Genomic DNA, 14,741 nt, shown 5'->3' on the forward strand with positions numbered 1-14,741 from the left:
TGTGTATAAGAGACAGCCCCCACTCCCAGCCGTATCCGTCCACTCCACCGCGGAGTCCTCCTTGGCCACAGGTACCGAACCCCATGCCCAGCCGCGGACACGCGGCGTGAACGCCCCGACGCGTGCCGCGATCCCCGACCGCCATCTGCGCACCGACCGATGGTGGCTGGCGCCCGCGTGCACCGTCGCCGGGCTGCTGGCGTTCATCGGCTATTCCACCTGGCGCGCCTTCTCGGACGCGGACTACTACCACGCGCCCTATGTGTCGCCGTTCTACTCGCCCTGCCTGGCGGACCGCTGCGCCACCATGCGCTCCGGGCCCAACTGGGACCTGTTCGGCAGCTGGTGGGGGCTGTCCCCGGCGCTGCTGATCCTGGTCTTCCCGCTCGGTTTCCGGCTGACCTGCTACTACTACCGCAAGGCGTACTACCGCGGCTTCTGGTCCTCACCACCGGCCTGCGCGGTCGCCGAGCCGCGCGCCCGGTACACCGGTGAGACCCGCCTCCCGCTGCTCCTGCAGAACGCCCACCGGTACTTCTTCTACGCCTCGGCGCTGGTCGCCGCGGTCCTCACCTACGACACGGTGCTCGCCTTCCGCGACGAGTCCTACGGCTGGGGCCACATGGGCCTCGGCACCCTGGTCTTCCTCGCCAACGCCGTTCTGATCTGGGCGTACACCCTCTCCTGCCACTCCTGCCGGCACATCATCGGCGGCCGGCTCAAGCACTTCTCCAAGCACCCGGTGCGCTACCGGATGTGGGGCTGGGTGAGCCGGCTCAACCACCACCACGCCAAGTTCGCCTGGGCCTCGCTGATCAGCGTCGCCCTCGTCGACCTGTACGTCTATCTGCTGGCCTCCGGCGCGTTCGACGACCCGCGTTTCTTCTAGTCCCCTCCAGAAAGGGAGCGTTCGCCATGGTGGGAGTCGAGCGGCAGAGCTGGGACGTGGTGGTGGTCGGCGCCGGGGGCGCCGGACTGCGCGCCGCGATCGAGGCCCGGGAGCAGGGACTGCGCTGCGCGGTGATCTGCAAGTCGCTGTTCGGAAAGGCGCACACCGTGATGGCCGAGGGCGGCATCGCGGCCAGCATGGGCAATGTCAACGCCGGCGACAACTGGCAGGTCCACTTCCGCGACACCATGCGCGGCGGGAAGTTCCTCAACAACTGGCGGATGGCCGAGCTGCACGCCCAGGAGGCACCGGACCGGGTCTGGGAGCTGGAGACCTGGGGCGCGCTCTTCGACCGCACCCCGGACGGCCGGATCTCGCAGCGCAACTTCGGCGGCCACGAGTACCCGCGGCTGGCGCACGTCGGGGACCGTACCGGCCTGGAGCTGATCCGCACCCTCCAGCAGAAGGTCGTCTCGCTCCAGCAGGAGGACCACGCCAGGTCCGGTGAGTACGAGGCCGGGCTGAAGGTCTTCCAGGAGTGCACCGTCACCCGGATCCTCAAGGACGCCGAGGGCCGGGTCGCGGGCGTCTTCGGCTACGAGCGCGAGTCCGGGCGCTTCCTGGCGCTGGAGGCACCGGCCGTGGTGCTGGCCACCGGCGGCATCGGCAAGTCCTTCAAGGTGACCTCCAACTCCTGGGAGTACACAGGGGACGGCCACGCGCTGGCACTGCTCGCCGGGGCGCCGCTGATCAACATGGAGTTCGTGCAGTTCCACCCCACCGGCATGGTCTGGCCGCCCTCGGTGAAGGGCATCCTGGTCACCGAGTCGGTGCGCGGCGACGGCGGGGTGCTGCGCAACAGCGAGAACAAGCGGTTCATGTTCGACTACGTCCCCGAGGTCTTCAAGGACAAGTACGCCGAGTCCGAGGAGGAGGCCGACGGCTGGTACGAGGACCCCGACCGGCACCGCCGCCCGCCCGAGCTGCTGCCCCGCGACGAGGTGGCCCGGGCCATCAACGCCGAGGTGAAGGCCGGCCGCGGCTCCCCGCACGGCGGCGTCTACCTGGACGTCTCCACCCGGATGCCGGCCGAGGCGATCAAGCGGCGGCTGCCCTCCATGCACCACCAGTTCAAGGAGCTGGCGGACGTGGACATCACCGCCGAGCCCATGGAGGTCGGCCCCACCTGCCACTACGTGATGGGCGGTGTGGGCGTCGATCCGGACACCGCGGCGGCGCTCGGGGTGCCCGGGCTGTTCGCGGCCGGCGAGGTCGCCGGCGGGATGCACGGCTCCAACCGGCTGGGCGGCAACTCCCTCTCCGACCTGCTGGTCTTCGGCCGCCGGGCCGGGCTGCACGCCGCCCGGTACGCGGCCCGCCACACGGCCGACGGCACCCGCCCGGTGCCCGAGGAGGCCCAGCTGGAACGGGCCGCGGCCGAGGCGCTGCGCCCCTTCGCCGCCGAGTCGGCCGGCGCCGCGGAGCCGCGGGGCGCCGACGCCGGTCCCGTGGAGAACCCGTACGCCCTCCACCAGGAACTCCAGCAGACCATGAACGACCTGGTCGGCATCATCCGCCGGGCCGAGGAGATGGAGGAGGCGCTGCGCCGGCTCGCCGGGCTGCGGGTGCGCGCCCGGCGGATCGGGGTGGAGGGCCACCGGCAGTTCAACCCCGGCTGGCACCTCGCCCTCGACCTGCGCAACATGCTGCTGGTCAGCGAGTGCGTGGCGCGCGCGGCGCTGGAGCGGGTGGAGAGCCGCGGCGGGCACACCCGCGACGACTTCCCGCGGATGGAGCGGGAGTGGCGGCGGGTCAACCTGGAGTGCCGGCTCGTCGACCCGGCCCAGGAGTCGGCCGCCGATCCGCAGCGCGGCCAGATCCGGCTGCGGCGCGCCGAGACACCCCCCATCCGACCCGATCTGCTGGACCTCTTCGAGAAGGACGAACTGGTGAAGTACCTGACGGACGAGGAGCTGAGCCAGTGAGCGAGCAGCGGGCGGCGAACGGGACGGCCGGCGCGTACCAGGCGCACTTCCGGGTGTGGCGGGGCGACGCGGACGGCGGCGGGCTGGCGGACTTCCGGGTGGAGGTGCACGAGGGCGAGGTGGTGCTGGACGTGATCCACCGGCTCCAGGCCACCCAGGTGCCCGACCTGGCGGTGCGCTGGAACTGCAAGGCCGGCAAGTGCGGCTCGTGCAGCGCGGAGATCAACGGCCGGCCGCGGCTGATGTGCATGACCCGGATGTCGGTGTTCGACCGGGGCGAGACCCTCACCATCACCCCGATGCGCACCTTCCCGGTGGTCCGGGACCTGGTGACCGATGTGTCGTTCAACTACACCAAGGCGCGCGAGGTGCCCTCCTTCGTGCCGCCGGAGGACCTGGGGCCCGGCGAGTACCGGATGTCCCAGGAGGACGTGGGGCGCTCCCAGGAGTTCCGCAAGTGCATCGAGTGCTTCCTGTGCCAGAACACCTGCCACGTGGTGCGGGACTTCGAGGACAACAAGGCGGTCTTCGCCGGCCCGCGCTTCCTGATGCGGGTCGCGGAGCTGGACATGCACCCGCTGGACGCGGCCGCCGACTCCGGCCTGGACCGCAAGCGCACCGCCCAGGAGGAGCACGGTCTGGGCTACTGCAACATCACCAAGTGCTGCACCGAGGTCTGCCCGGAGTCCATCCGGATCACCGACAACGCGCTGATCCCGCTCAAGGAGCGCGCGGTGGACCGCAAGTACGACCCCCTGGTCTGGCTCGGCACCCGCATCCGCCGCCGCCCCTGACGCTGCGGCACGTCCCGTACGGTGGCGCCCCGAAGGGGGCTCTGGGGGCCCCGACGACACTCCCCCTGGCTCCGCCGGGGACACCCCACCCGGACGAGTCTGTGAGGGTGACGCGCCCCAAAGGGGCGCGAGGAACTGCGCGACCAGCCACACCCGACCCGCACCCAAACCGACCACCTCCCCCGCGGAGCACCCCTACACGTCCCGCACGGCGGCGCCCCAAAGGGGCGCTGGGGGTCCCCCCGGACGGAGTCTGGGGGAGGAACTGCGCGACCAGCCACGCCCGACCCGCAGCCGACCCATAACCGCCTTCCCCGCGGGAGCCCCCTTGGCCGTCAGAACATGCTGAGCAGCGCCTCCACCGAGTCCGGGCCGGAGGCCTCCCCGTCCGGCAGCGCCAGCTCGAACCAGACCGTCTTGCCGCGCGGGGTGCGGCGGCTGCCCCAGGAGGCGCTGAGCAGGCCGACCAGCTGGAGCCCGCGACCGCCCTCGTCGGTGTCCCGGGCCCGGCGGCGGCGGGGCTGCACCAGCCCGCCGTCCCACACCTCGCAGACCAGGGTGCGCTCGCGCAGCAACCGCAGCCGGATCTCGCCACCCCGCTTGGCCGCCGGCACGCCCTGCTCGCCGTACCGCAGCGCGTTGGTGACCAGCTCGCTGACGAGCAGTTCGGTGGTGTCCACCAGGGCGTCCAGGCCCCACTCCTCCAGCTGCCGGCGGGCCAGCTCGCGGGCCCGGCCGACCGAGCGGGGCTCGCTGGGCAGCCACCAGTCGCCCACCGACTCGGCGGGCAGGCCCTGCACCCGGGCCATCAGCAGGGCGATGTCGTCCTCGCCGTGATGGGTGTCCATGGTGTTGAGCACGTGGTCGCAGACGTCTTCCAGGGAGCCCTCCGGGCGGCCCGGGGAGACGGCCGACGGGGCCGAGTCGGACAGCGCCTCGCGGAACGCCGCCAGCCCCTCGTCCAGCCCGTGGTCGCGGGACTCCACCAGGCCGTCGGTGTAGAGCGCGAGCAGGGCGCCCTCGGGCAGCTCCACCTCCAGCTCCTCGAAGGGCTCGCCGCCCACCCCCAGCGGCATCCCGGGCGGCACGTCCATCAGCGCCGCCGGCTTGCCCGGCTCGACCAGCATCGGGGGCAGGTGCCCGGCGTTGGCGAAGGTGCAGCGTCCGGTCACCGAGTCGTAGACCGCGTAGACGCAGGTGGCCAGGTACACCTCGGACAGGTCCGCGGAGCCCTCGGCGCCGGCCTGGGCGCGCTGGCCCCGCTGCACCCGCTGCGCGCGGCTGACCGTCCGGCCGCCCCGGCCGCCGGCGCCGCCGGAGGTGCCCAGGCCGCGGGCTATCTCGTCCAGCGCGGAGAGCACCTCGGCGGGCTCCAGGTCGAGCAGTGCCAGGGTGCGTACGGCGGTGCGCAGTTCGCCCATGGCGACCGCGGCCCGCAGCCCCCGGCCCATCACGTCGCCGACCACCAGGGCGGTGCGGTGGCCGGGCAGTTCGATCACGTCGAACCAGTCGCCGCCGACCTCGGTGGCCTCGTGGCCGGGCTGGTAGCGGCAGGCGATGTCGAGCCCGGCGGCCTCCGGGTCGCCCGGGGGCAGCAGGCTGCGCTGCAGGATCAGCGCCCGCTCGTGCTCGCGGCGGTAGAGCCGGGAGTTGTCGATGCAGACCGCGGCGCGGGCCGCCAGTTCCACCGCCAGCGCGGTGTCCCGCTCGCCGAAGGGCTCACTGCCCTTGGCCCGGGAGAACCGCACCAGGCCGACCACGGTGTCCCGGGCGACCATCGGCACGATCAGGGTGGACTGGAGCACGGCGCCCAGCAGCTCACCGCCCTCCCCGCCGCTGACCAGCCGGACCTGGGCGGTGCGCAGCGCGCCGGCGCACGCCGAGTCGAAGGCGTACCGGTGCACCTCGCCGACCTGTACGGGCTTGGTCCGGGTTCCGCCCGCCCGGTCCGAACGCTCCGGGGGGCAGCACTCGAAGGACGCCACCGGGCCGTCCGAGATGGCGGAGGCGAAGGCCACCCGGCGTAGTTCGGCGCAGCCTCCGCCGGGGCTGGTGCGATGCGCCCCCCAGACCCTGGCCTGGGACTCGTCGCCGGTGAGCAGGTCCTGGAGGAGGTCGACCGAGGCCAGGTCGCAGAACTGCGGCACGGCCACGTCGAGGAGTTCGCGGGCGGTGGTCTCCAGGTCCAGGGAGGTCCCGATGCGGGCGCCGGCCTCGTTGAGCAGTGCCAGGTTGCGGCGTACGCCGGCGGCCTCCAGCTCGGCGCGGCGGCGGCCGGTGACATCGGTGGCCAGCCCGGCGACGCCGATCGGGCGGCCGGATCCGCTGTGCAGCCGGTAGAGGGATATCGCCCAGCGGCGGCGTTCGGGGTTGGTGGGGACGTCGCCGACCAGCGGCATGTCGCTGACCGGCTGCCCGGTGGCCAGCACCTGGCGGATCGCGGCGCTCAGCCGGTCGGCCTCGGCGCGCGGCAGCAGGTCCTCGGGGACCATCCCGCGGTAGGCGTCGGCGGGGCGTCCGAAGACGGTCGCGAACCGCTCGTTGACCCGGAGCATGCGCAGGTCTGTACCGCAGAAGAAGAAACCGAGCGGAGATTGACCGAAAACGGCCTGCGAAGCAGCAAGATCGGTCTCCAGTCGACGCAGTGCGCTCACGTCGACGGCGATACAGAGGGCCGAGCGCTCCCCCTCCTCATCCTGGGAGGGCATCACATAGATCTCGGCCAGACCGGTCTCCCGGTCGTCCGCGGGGTTGCGGTAGGGGACCAGCCCGGTCCACTCCCGACCGTCCAGGATCTCGGCGACCTTGCGGTACCCGCGCTCCCGCCACTCGGGCGGCACGAATGCCTCCACCGGATCCCGGCCGATCGCCTGACGAGCCGTCAATCCCACCAGTTCGGCGGCGCGTTCGCTCCACTGCGATATGCGCCCGTCCGGGCCGAGCGCGAACGAGGCCACACGGATGTAGTCGTAGATCGACCCGGGCGGGCTGCTCTGCCACATCGGCGCAGCAGTGGTGTCGCCGGGCATACGCGCCCCCGATCGCTTCTCCCTCACGCGCCCGTCCCCTCCGGCTCAGGTATCGGGCCGACCTCAGACAGCGAGTATCCAGTACGTCGGCTATCCGGAGCACGCCCTTCACGATCACAGCACGGTCTCATCCCACACTCAGGTGCCGTGTTCCGCAATCGCTTCCCGGCAATACCTCAGCCTTTGGCTTTCTCCTCACCGGGGAGCGTCAGCTCGAACCACACCGTTTTGCCGGTCTTGCCGCGACGCGTCCCCCAGCGCCGGGACGCCTGGGCCACCAGTTGGAGGCCCCGGCCGCCCTCGTCCTCGGGCGCGACCTTGCGGGCCCGGGGCGGTTCGGGCAGCGGGTCGGACACCTCGACCACCAGGAGTGCCGCCTCGGGGGTGCGGCGGTGCCGCAGGCGCACCCCGATCGGGGCGCTGGCGTAGCGGAGCGAGTTGGTGACCAGTTCACTGACGAGCAGCACCGTGGTGTCGCTGATGGAGCGCAGGCCCCAGTCGGCCAGGGTGGCGCGCACCAGTTCGCGCGCGGCCCGCACGGTGCCCGGCTCGGCGGGGAAGGTCCACTCCGCGACACCGGGGGTGTACGTGACCGCCTTGCCACCGTCGCTCACGCCGAACCACTTCCCAGGACCGATATGCCGGATGCGGCTATTCGCCAGATGTGCCCAACTTTGGGCTCAATCTGCTCTTACCCGGTAATCAGGTCCGACTATCGTCCTGGCGGGGTTCGGCTGCCGCGTTCGGCGTAGCCGCACCGCCCGTACGCCCCTCCCGCAGCCGACGCACCACCTCCGCCACCGCCGGCAGATCCGGTTCCAGCCAGTCCACCTCGTACACGGTGTCGGGGGTCAGCCAGCGCAGCTCGTCATGGTCCTCCAGGGGCCGGGGCTCCCCCGAGCGGAGCGCGGCGGTCCACACCCGGAGCACATAGCCGGGTTTCAGCGGCCACTCGCCGGGCAGCGCCTCCAGCGGCTCCGCCTCGACGCCCAGCTCCTCGCGCAGCTCGCGCACCAGGGCCTGCCGGGGCGTCTCCCCCGGCTCGGCCTTCCCGCCGGGCAGCTCCCAGCGCCCGGCCAGCTCGGGCGGCGCGCTGCGTCGGGCGGCCAGCAGCCGCCCCCCGTCGATCAACGCCCCGCCCACCACCAGCACCGTCATGCCGGGCACCCTACGGCAGTGGCAGCCCGCCGCCCCGCCCGGCGGTGGCCGGGCGGGAGCCCCTACTGCGGGCCGGCGGTCCGCTCGACCAGGTACAGCTGCTGGTGACCGCTCGTGTCCAGCCGGTCCGCGACCTCCTGGGCCTCGTTCCTGGTGGCATAGCGCCCGACGCGGTAGCGGTTGCCGTTGTCATCCTGGCGGATGACCAGCCATGGCAGGACGGCCCCGCTGTCACTCATCGCACTGTCCCCTCCGCTGTGTTCGCGTGCGCTCCGGCGTACGCCCCCCGGGTCTCCGTTCGGAAACCTCGAACCGCATATGCCCGAGCGTACGCCCTGCTTTCACCCAGCGGATCCGGGTTTTCACAAAGAGGTACGCCATCCGGCCACCCGAAGCGGACTCAGACCGCCGCGGGGGCCTTCTCCGGACTGTCTCCGGGCGCCTCGCCCCGTGCCTGGGCGGCCTCGGCCATCTCGCGCTCCACCGCCGTCAGCGAGGGGTTGCGCCAGGCGCTGCGCACGCCCCAGGCGTAGAACAGCAGGCCGATGGCGGCCACCAGGACCATGTCCCAGGGCTCGGCCAGGTAGCCCCGGCCGCCGTAGTCCGTGGCCCCGGCCCACGAGACCCCGGCCATGACCAGCAGGTAGGCCACCATCCACACACCCGCCAGCAGGTGCGGCTTGAGCACCGCCCAAGGCTTGCGGAGCTCGTACCAGGCCCAGATCGGCAGACCGATGGCCATGATCAGGATGACCTTGCCGGTGAGCGGCCAGCGGGCCCAGTACATGACCAGCGAGCCGAAGACCATCGCGACCGGCGCGATGACCGGCATGGCCTTCAGCCGCACCGGGCGGGCCATGCCCGGGGCCAGCCGGCGCATGGACATCACGGCCACCGGGCCGGTGATGTACGAGATCACGGTGGCCACACCGACGATCTCCGCGATGGAGCCCCAGCCGCGGAAGACGGCGAGGAAGGCGAAGGCGACGAACAGGTTCAGCACCAGCGCGGGGCGCGGCACACCGGTCCTGGGGTCGACCTTGCCGAAGATGCCGGGCAGGTGCCCGTTCTCCTGGACGCCGTGGATCATGCGCGAGGTGGTGGCGGCGTAGATCATGCCGGTGCCGGACGGGGAGACGAAGGCGTCCGCGTACAGCACCATGGCCAGCCAGTTCAGACCCCAGGCGGTGGCCAGGTCGGCCAGCGGGGAGTCGAACCGCAGCGAGCCCCAGCCGCCGTGCGCCAGGGCGTCGCCGGGCACCGCCATCAGGAAGGCGACCTGGAGCAAGACGTAGATCACCAGCGCGATGAGGATCGAGCTGACCACGGCCTTGGGCAGCGACCTGCCCGGGTTGCGCGCCTCGCCCGCCATGTTCAGCGGGGACTGGAAGCCGTTGAACGCCCAGACGATGCCGGACACCGCCACGGCGCTGAACACCGCGCTCCAGCCGTGCGGGGTGAAGCCACCGCCGGCCTCGAAGTTGCCGGTGTCGAAGTGGGCCAGCATCAACGCGCCCGCGGTCAGCACCGGCACCACGACCTTGAACACCGTGATCGCGGTGTTGGTCTTGGCGAACAGCGTGATCGCGAACCAGTTCAGGAAGAAGTAGAAGAGCAGCAGCACCGAGGCCAGGGCCACACCGGTGCCGGTCAGCTCCTTGCCGTCGAACAGCCGCTGGCACCAGGCGAAGTCCCAGGAGCTCATGTACTGGATCGAGGCGGTGGCCTCACCCGGGATCACCGAGATGATGGCGATCCAGTTGGCCCAGGCGGCCAGGTAGCCCGCGAGCGAGCCGTGCGAGTACTGGCCGTAACGGACCATGCCGCCGGCCTTGGGAAACATCGAACCCAGCTCGGTGTAGGTCAGGGCGATGGTCAGCGCCACCACGGCGCCGATCACCCAGGACAGGATCGCGGCCGGGCCCGCCAGGGCGGCGGCGTTCTTGGCGCCGAAGAGCCAGCCGGAACCGATGATCGAACCCAGGCCGACGGCCGTCAACGCCACCGTGCCGAGCGACCGCCGGTAGTTCGAGTGGGAACCCTCTTCGCTACTGCTCACGTCCCTCCACTCCATTCACCCCCACGAATGACACAAACCGCGCCATCGTACGAGTGATTCGGCTGATCGTTGTCCGATATCCGGGTGTGACCTGGCGCCCTGTGAGGTTTTCAACACTTATGAGCGACCGCTTCGCACCGATATCCGGACACGAACAAGCGGCCGCTCACCTGGGGGTTTCGCGCCCGACGCCACGGAGGTCGGGCGTACGCACCCACACACGGGATCGGAGGCCGGGCGTACGCACCCGGCGGGCAGGGAGGCCGGCCCGCGCCCACTCACCGCACCGGAGGGTCGGGCGCGCCCATCCGCGGCGCACAGGCAGCGGACGTGCGCACCCGACACCCAGGTGTCTGACGTACGCACCCGGCGCCCAGGGGGTCGGACGTGGGCCTTCGGCCGGCAGGGGCCGAAGGCCGGAGGTGTTCACGCGGCATACGCACGGGCCGGCCGCGCCCACTCACCGCGCAGAAGGGTCGGACGTACGCGGCGGGCTCAGCGCACCGGCAGCCGGTAGGACGCGCGGTAGCGGTCGGCCAGGGTGACCACATCGGCGGTCTCCACCGGACGGCCCCCCGCGAAGAAGGTGCGCGAGATCACCAGCACCACATGTCCGGGCACCCCGCCCAGGGCCAGCGTCTCCTCGGCCAGACCGGGCCGGGCCCCGACCTCCTCGGCGACGTTGTCCACCACCAGCCCGATGGCGGCCATCCGCTCCACCACCCCGCGGCCGGCCAGCGGGCCCTCCTCGGGCAGCAGCACGGGGGTGCGCGCGGTGACCGCCAGCGGCTCCCAGGAGGTGGAGAGCCAGGTCGCCTCGCCACCGGAGCGGAAGACGTAGCGGGTGCGCATCACCTCGTCACCCGGTGCGATGGCCAGCCGCTCGGCGATCTCCCGGTCGGCCGCGTCACGCCCGCTGTTCGACTCCCAGGTGCCGGGCATCCGCTCGTCCGCCTGCTCCTGGCGGAACGGGGTGGTGGAGCCGGCCGGGCCGCGGAAGCCACTGCGCACCAGGCGGCCGGGCTCGGGCTGCTCGCGCACATAGGTGCCGGACCCGGAGCGGCCCTCCACCAGGCCCTCGGCCATCAGCACCTTGCGGGCCTCCAGGGCGACGGTGTCGGAGACCCCGTACACCTCGCGGATACGGGCCTGCGAGGGGAGCCGGGTGTGCGGCGGCAGCTCGCCCGCGGTGATCTTCTTACGGAGATCGTCCGCGACGCGGAGGTATGCGGGCTGCTCGCCGAAGGTCACGTCCACTCCCGGAGTTCGACAATCAGCAACAGCTTGGCAACGGTGGGTTGGCGCCGCAACCAGGGGCCAAAGCTTCGCTGGAAGTAGTGAACCGCTCCTGAGAGAGGTTTACGTCCGACATGGGCCGAAACAGCCATAAGGCGTTCGACAACCGCCGCGCACCACAGTTCAATTGCGTTCAGATGTTCACCATGCCGCATTAACTCCCGGCCAGCTTCCACGCCGGATCCGGGGCCGGGTCCAAGACCGAGGAGCGTCCGCCCGTGCCCCGTCGTTCACCCCTGCGGGCCCTGTGCGGCGCCCTGTTGCTGGTCGCCTGCGCCGCCTGCTCCGGCGGCAGCGGATCCGCCGAGGAGGGCGGGCCCGGCAAGCCCGGGGCGGCCGGGGCCGGCGATCCCCTCTTCCCCTCCTTGGGCAACGGCGGTTACGACGTCACCCACTACGGCCTCACCCTCGACTACCTGCCGGACACCGGCCGGCTCAAGGCCACCGCCGACATCACCGCCCGGGCCACCGCCGACCTGCGCTCCTTCAACCTCGACCTGGACGGGCTGCGCGTCCGCGAGGTCAGCGTGGACGGGCTGGCCGCCAAGGTCTCCCGCCGCGGCACCGAGCTCACCGTCACCCCCAGGTCGCCGCTGACCAAGGGCCGTATCTTCCGGACCGACATCCGCTACGACGGCAAGCCGAAGACCATCCACGATGCGGACGGTTCGGTGGAGGGATGGATCCGGACCGACGACGGCGCGGTGGGCCTGGGCGAACCCAGCGGCTCGATGACCTGGTTCCCGGCCAACAACCACCCCTCCGACAAGGCCGCCTACGACATCTCCATCACCCTGCCGGACGACGGGAAGTCGGCCGTCTCCAACGGCGAGCTGACCAGCCGTGAGGTGACCGGCGACCACCGCACCTTCAGCTGGCATACGTCCGAGCCCATGGCCAGCTACCTGGTCACCGTCGCCATCGGGGACTTCCAGGTCACCGACACCACCACCGAGGACGGACTGCCCGAGTACGACGCGGTGGACTACGACGAAGTCGACAAGAGCGACGGCGTCAGCGACAAGGTCGGCAGGATCCTCGGCTGGGAGACCCGGCTCTTCGGCCCCTACCCCTTCTCCACCACCGGCGTCATCATCGACCACAACCCGAGCGTGGACTACGCCCTGGAGACCCAGTCCCGCCCCTACTTCCACGCCGCCCCCGGCACGCCCTACCTGGTCCACGAGTTCGCCCACCAGTGGTTCGGGAACTCCGTCACCCCGCGCACCTGGAAGGACATCTGGCTCAACGAGGGCTTCGCCACCTATGCCGAGTGGCTGTGGGAGGAGAAGAGCGGGGGTCGCGACACCGACCGGATCTTCCAGGAGATGTACCGCGGCAAGGACCCGGAGAGCGAGGGCATCTGGGCCTTCCCGCCCGGCAACCCGCCGAGCGGCGCCAAGGTGATGGACCCGCCCGTCTACGGACGCGGCGCGATGGTGCTGCACAAGCTGCGCGAGGCGGTCGGCGACGACACCTTCTTCGACATCCTGCGCTCCTGGACCGCCGCCCACCGGCACGGCACCGCCGAAACCCGGGACTTCATCGCGCTCAGCGAGCAGAAGTCCCACCGCGACCTGGGCAAACTCTTCGACGTCTGGCTCTACCAGAAGGGGAAGCCGAAGGCCGACTAGCGTCCTGGGCCGGCCCGTCACCGGCACGGGCCCGAGGCGGCCCCCACACGGTACGGACCCGAGCCGGCCGCCGGGGATCCCCCCGGTCGCAGCAGGCCGGGGCCCGGGACCATGGCACCCTCACCCCGTGCCCCGGTAGGTGGTGAGCAGCAGGGCCACATCGTCCGGTCGGTCCACCGCGGAGCGGGCCTCGCGGATGACGGTGTCCGCCATCTCCTCCAGCGGGTCCGGCGGGAGGCGGGCCAGCAGCCCGGCCAGGTCCAGCACCCCGCTCTCGATGTCCTGGCCCGGATGCTCCACGAGGCCGTCGGTGTAGAGGGCCAGCATCGCGCCGGGCTCCAGCTCCACCGGGGTCACCGGGTAGTCCTCCCGGGTGTCCACGCCCAGCATCAGCCCGCCGGCCAGCTCCAGCACCTCGGTCCGGCCGTCGGGGTGCCGGAGCACCGGCGGCACATGGCCGGCCCGTACCGCCAGGCCCCGGCCGGTCGCCGAGTCGAGCTCCAGGTAGCAGCAGGTGGCGAAGACGCCGGCGTCCAGGTAGGCCAGCAGCCGGTTGATCCGGCTCACCACCTCGGCGGGCCCGGCGGCGGTGGGCGCCAGGGCGTTCACCGCGCTGCGCAACTGGCCCATCACCGCGGCGGCGGCCACGCTGTGCCCCTCCACGTCACCGATCACCAGGGCGACCCCGCGGGACGTCTCGATCACGTCGTACCAGTCGCCGCCGATCTCCATCCCCTGGGTGCCGGGCAGATAGCGCGCCGCGGTGGCCAGCCCTCCGATCGGCGGCAGCCGGCGCGGCAGCAGCGCGTCCTGGAGGCCGCGGGCGAGGGCGAACTCCGCGTCGTACAGCCGTGCCCGCTCCAGCGCCTGCGCCACCAGCCCGCCCAGCGCGGTCAGCGCGGCCCGGTCCTCGGTGGTGAAGGTGTGCCGGGTGTCGTAGCCGAGGATGCACGAGCCCACCGGCTGCCCGGACGCGATGAGCGGCAGAAACGCCCAGGAGCACATCCGGTCCAGGGCGATGCCCGGGTAGGCGGCGGCGAGCTGCTCGGGCGACTCGAAGAAGATCGGCACCCCGAGGGTCAGCGTCTCCACACCGGGCAGCCGGGCGTCCAGCGAGATCCCCTCGAAGGCGTCCAGGAAGCCCTCCGGGTAACCGGACTCCCAGACGAGGTGCATCCGCCGTTCGTGGACCAGGTAGAGCGCGATCTCATGGCCGCCGAACAGGGGCAGCAGCCGATCGGCCACCGCCCGGCACACCTCCTGGACGGTCACCGCCTCGGTGAGCACACTCGCCAGGTGCACCACCTGGTACAGCGCTCCCGGGCGGGTCACCGCGCCGGGCACCGTGACCGGGTCCACGGGTTCCGGTTCCACCACGGCCGCGGCGGTCCGGTCGGACTCGGCGGGCGGCCGACTGGGGAAGACCCGGCCCGTCAGCCCCCACACGTCCGGGTAGAGGACGAAGCCCAGCCACTCCCCGACCGGATGGCGCGCCAGGAACGAGGTGGTCTGCTGGGAGAGCATCGCCGCGCGGTACCGGTCCTCGTACATCGGATCCGACAGCCAGGTCATCACGTGCCAGGGGTAGCGGCCCAGCAGGTCCTCGCGGGCGCAGCGCAGCAGTTGCTCGCAGCGGTGGTTGGCGTAGGTGACCCGGCCGTCCGGGTCCAGCGCGAACACCCCGTCCGGCAGCCGTTCGGCCGCCTCGGCGGCGGTGGGCCCGGCGACGGCGTCCACCACCACCCCCACCAGCCGCCGCCCGTCCTGCTCGGGTGCGGATGCCGGTGCCGCTGCCGCTGCCGGGGGGAGCCGTACGGTCCGCGCCCACAGCTCCACCGGCCGGTACCGCACCTGGTCGTCCTCCACGTCCCCTGGCACCCGCCGATCCCCCGTACCC

General features: G+C 72.0%; 11 protein-coding genes. 4 read left to right on the forward strand and 7 right to left on the reverse strand.

Annotation, left to right across the window (positions count from 1 at the left end; all coding sequences use genetic code 11):
- Positions 1 to 61: 61 nt before the first annotated feature.
- Genes E4099_RS17840 through E4099_RS17850 form a run of 3 tightly spaced genes read left to right on the forward strand, consistent with a single transcriptional unit; the run spans position 62 to position 3,668 of the window.
- Positions 62 to 889 carry a hypothetical protein gene (locus E4099_RS17840; RefSeq protein WP_135340074.1) on the forward strand — a complete coding sequence of 276 codons (828 nt, stop codon included), beginning with the start codon at positions 62 to 64 and terminating at the stop codon, positions 887 to 889.
- Between the two features lie 26 nt (positions 890 to 915).
- Positions 916 to 2,874 carry a fumarate reductase/succinate dehydrogenase flavoprotein subunit gene (locus E4099_RS17845; RefSeq protein ID WP_135340075.1) on the forward strand — a complete coding sequence of 653 codons (1,959 nt, stop codon included), beginning with the start codon at positions 916 to 918 and terminating at the stop codon, positions 2,872 to 2,874.
- The gene (locus E4099_RS17850; protein ID WP_135340076.1) at positions 2,871 to 3,668 is read left to right on the forward strand and encodes a succinate dehydrogenase/fumarate reductase iron-sulfur subunit; all 798 of its coding nucleotides are present in this window, start codon (positions 2,871 to 2,873) and stop codon (positions 3,666 to 3,668) included. Before E4099_RS17845 ends, E4099_RS17850 begins: the two co-directional genes overlap by 4 nt.
- A gap of 335 nt (positions 3,669 to 4,003) precedes the next feature.
- On the opposite strand, the gene E4099_RS17855 is transcribed toward E4099_RS17850, so the two are convergent.
- The 6 genes from E4099_RS17855 to E4099_RS17880 form a co-directional block, all read right to left on the reverse strand.
- On the reverse strand, positions 4,004 to 6,697 hold the full coding sequence (locus E4099_RS17855; RefSeq protein WP_386389582.1) for a SpoIIE family protein phosphatase: 2,694 nt from the start codon (positions 6,695 to 6,697) through the stop codon (positions 4,004 to 4,006).
- Positions 6,698 to 6,873: 176 nt separating this feature from the next.
- Complete coding sequence (locus tag E4099_RS17860; protein WP_135340077.1) at positions 6,874 to 7,311, reverse strand: ATP-binding protein; 438 nt, start codon at positions 7,309 to 7,311, stop codon at positions 6,874 to 6,876.
- A gap of 88 nt (positions 7,312 to 7,399) precedes the next feature.
- On the reverse strand, positions 7,400 to 7,855 hold the full coding sequence (locus tag E4099_RS17865; RefSeq protein ID WP_135340078.1) for a (deoxy)nucleoside triphosphate pyrophosphohydrolase: 456 nt from the start codon (positions 7,853 to 7,855) through the stop codon (positions 7,400 to 7,402).
- A 62-nt stretch (positions 7,856 to 7,917) separates the two neighbouring features.
- Entirely contained in the window at positions 7,918 to 8,094 is a 177-nt protein-coding gene (locus E4099_RS17870) for an SPOR domain-containing protein (protein ID WP_135340079.1), read from the reverse strand.
- A 161-nt stretch (positions 8,095 to 8,255) separates the two neighbouring features.
- On the reverse strand, positions 8,256 to 9,914 hold the full coding sequence (locus E4099_RS17875) for an APC family permease (RefSeq protein WP_245244945.1): 1,659 nt from the start codon (positions 9,912 to 9,914) through the stop codon (positions 8,256 to 8,258).
- A 495-nt stretch (positions 9,915 to 10,409) separates the two neighbouring features.
- Complete coding sequence (locus E4099_RS17880) at positions 10,410 to 11,165, reverse strand: GntR family transcriptional regulator (RefSeq protein WP_135340081.1); 756 nt, start codon at positions 11,163 to 11,165, stop codon at positions 10,410 to 10,412.
- Between the two features lie 263 nt (positions 11,166 to 11,428).
- On the opposite strand from E4099_RS17880, the gene E4099_RS17885 reads away from it, so the two are divergent.
- Positions 11,429 to 12,844, forward strand: coding sequence for a M1 family metallopeptidase (locus E4099_RS17885; protein ID WP_135340082.1), 1,416 nt, complete (start codon positions 11,429 to 11,431; stop codon positions 12,842 to 12,844).
- A gap of 120 nt (positions 12,845 to 12,964) precedes the next feature.
- Here the strand turns inward: E4099_RS17885 and E4099_RS17890 are convergent.
- Positions 12,965 to 14,741, reverse strand: a 1,777-nt coding sequence (locus E4099_RS17890) for a SpoIIE family protein phosphatase (RefSeq protein ID WP_135340083.1), incomplete at its 5' end; no start/stop codon positions are given.

The sequence above is a fragment of the Streptomyces palmae genome (genome assembly GCF_004684805.1).
Taxonomy (GTDB): Bacteria; Actinomycetota; Actinomycetes; order Streptomycetales; family Streptomycetaceae; genus Streptomyces; species Streptomyces palmae.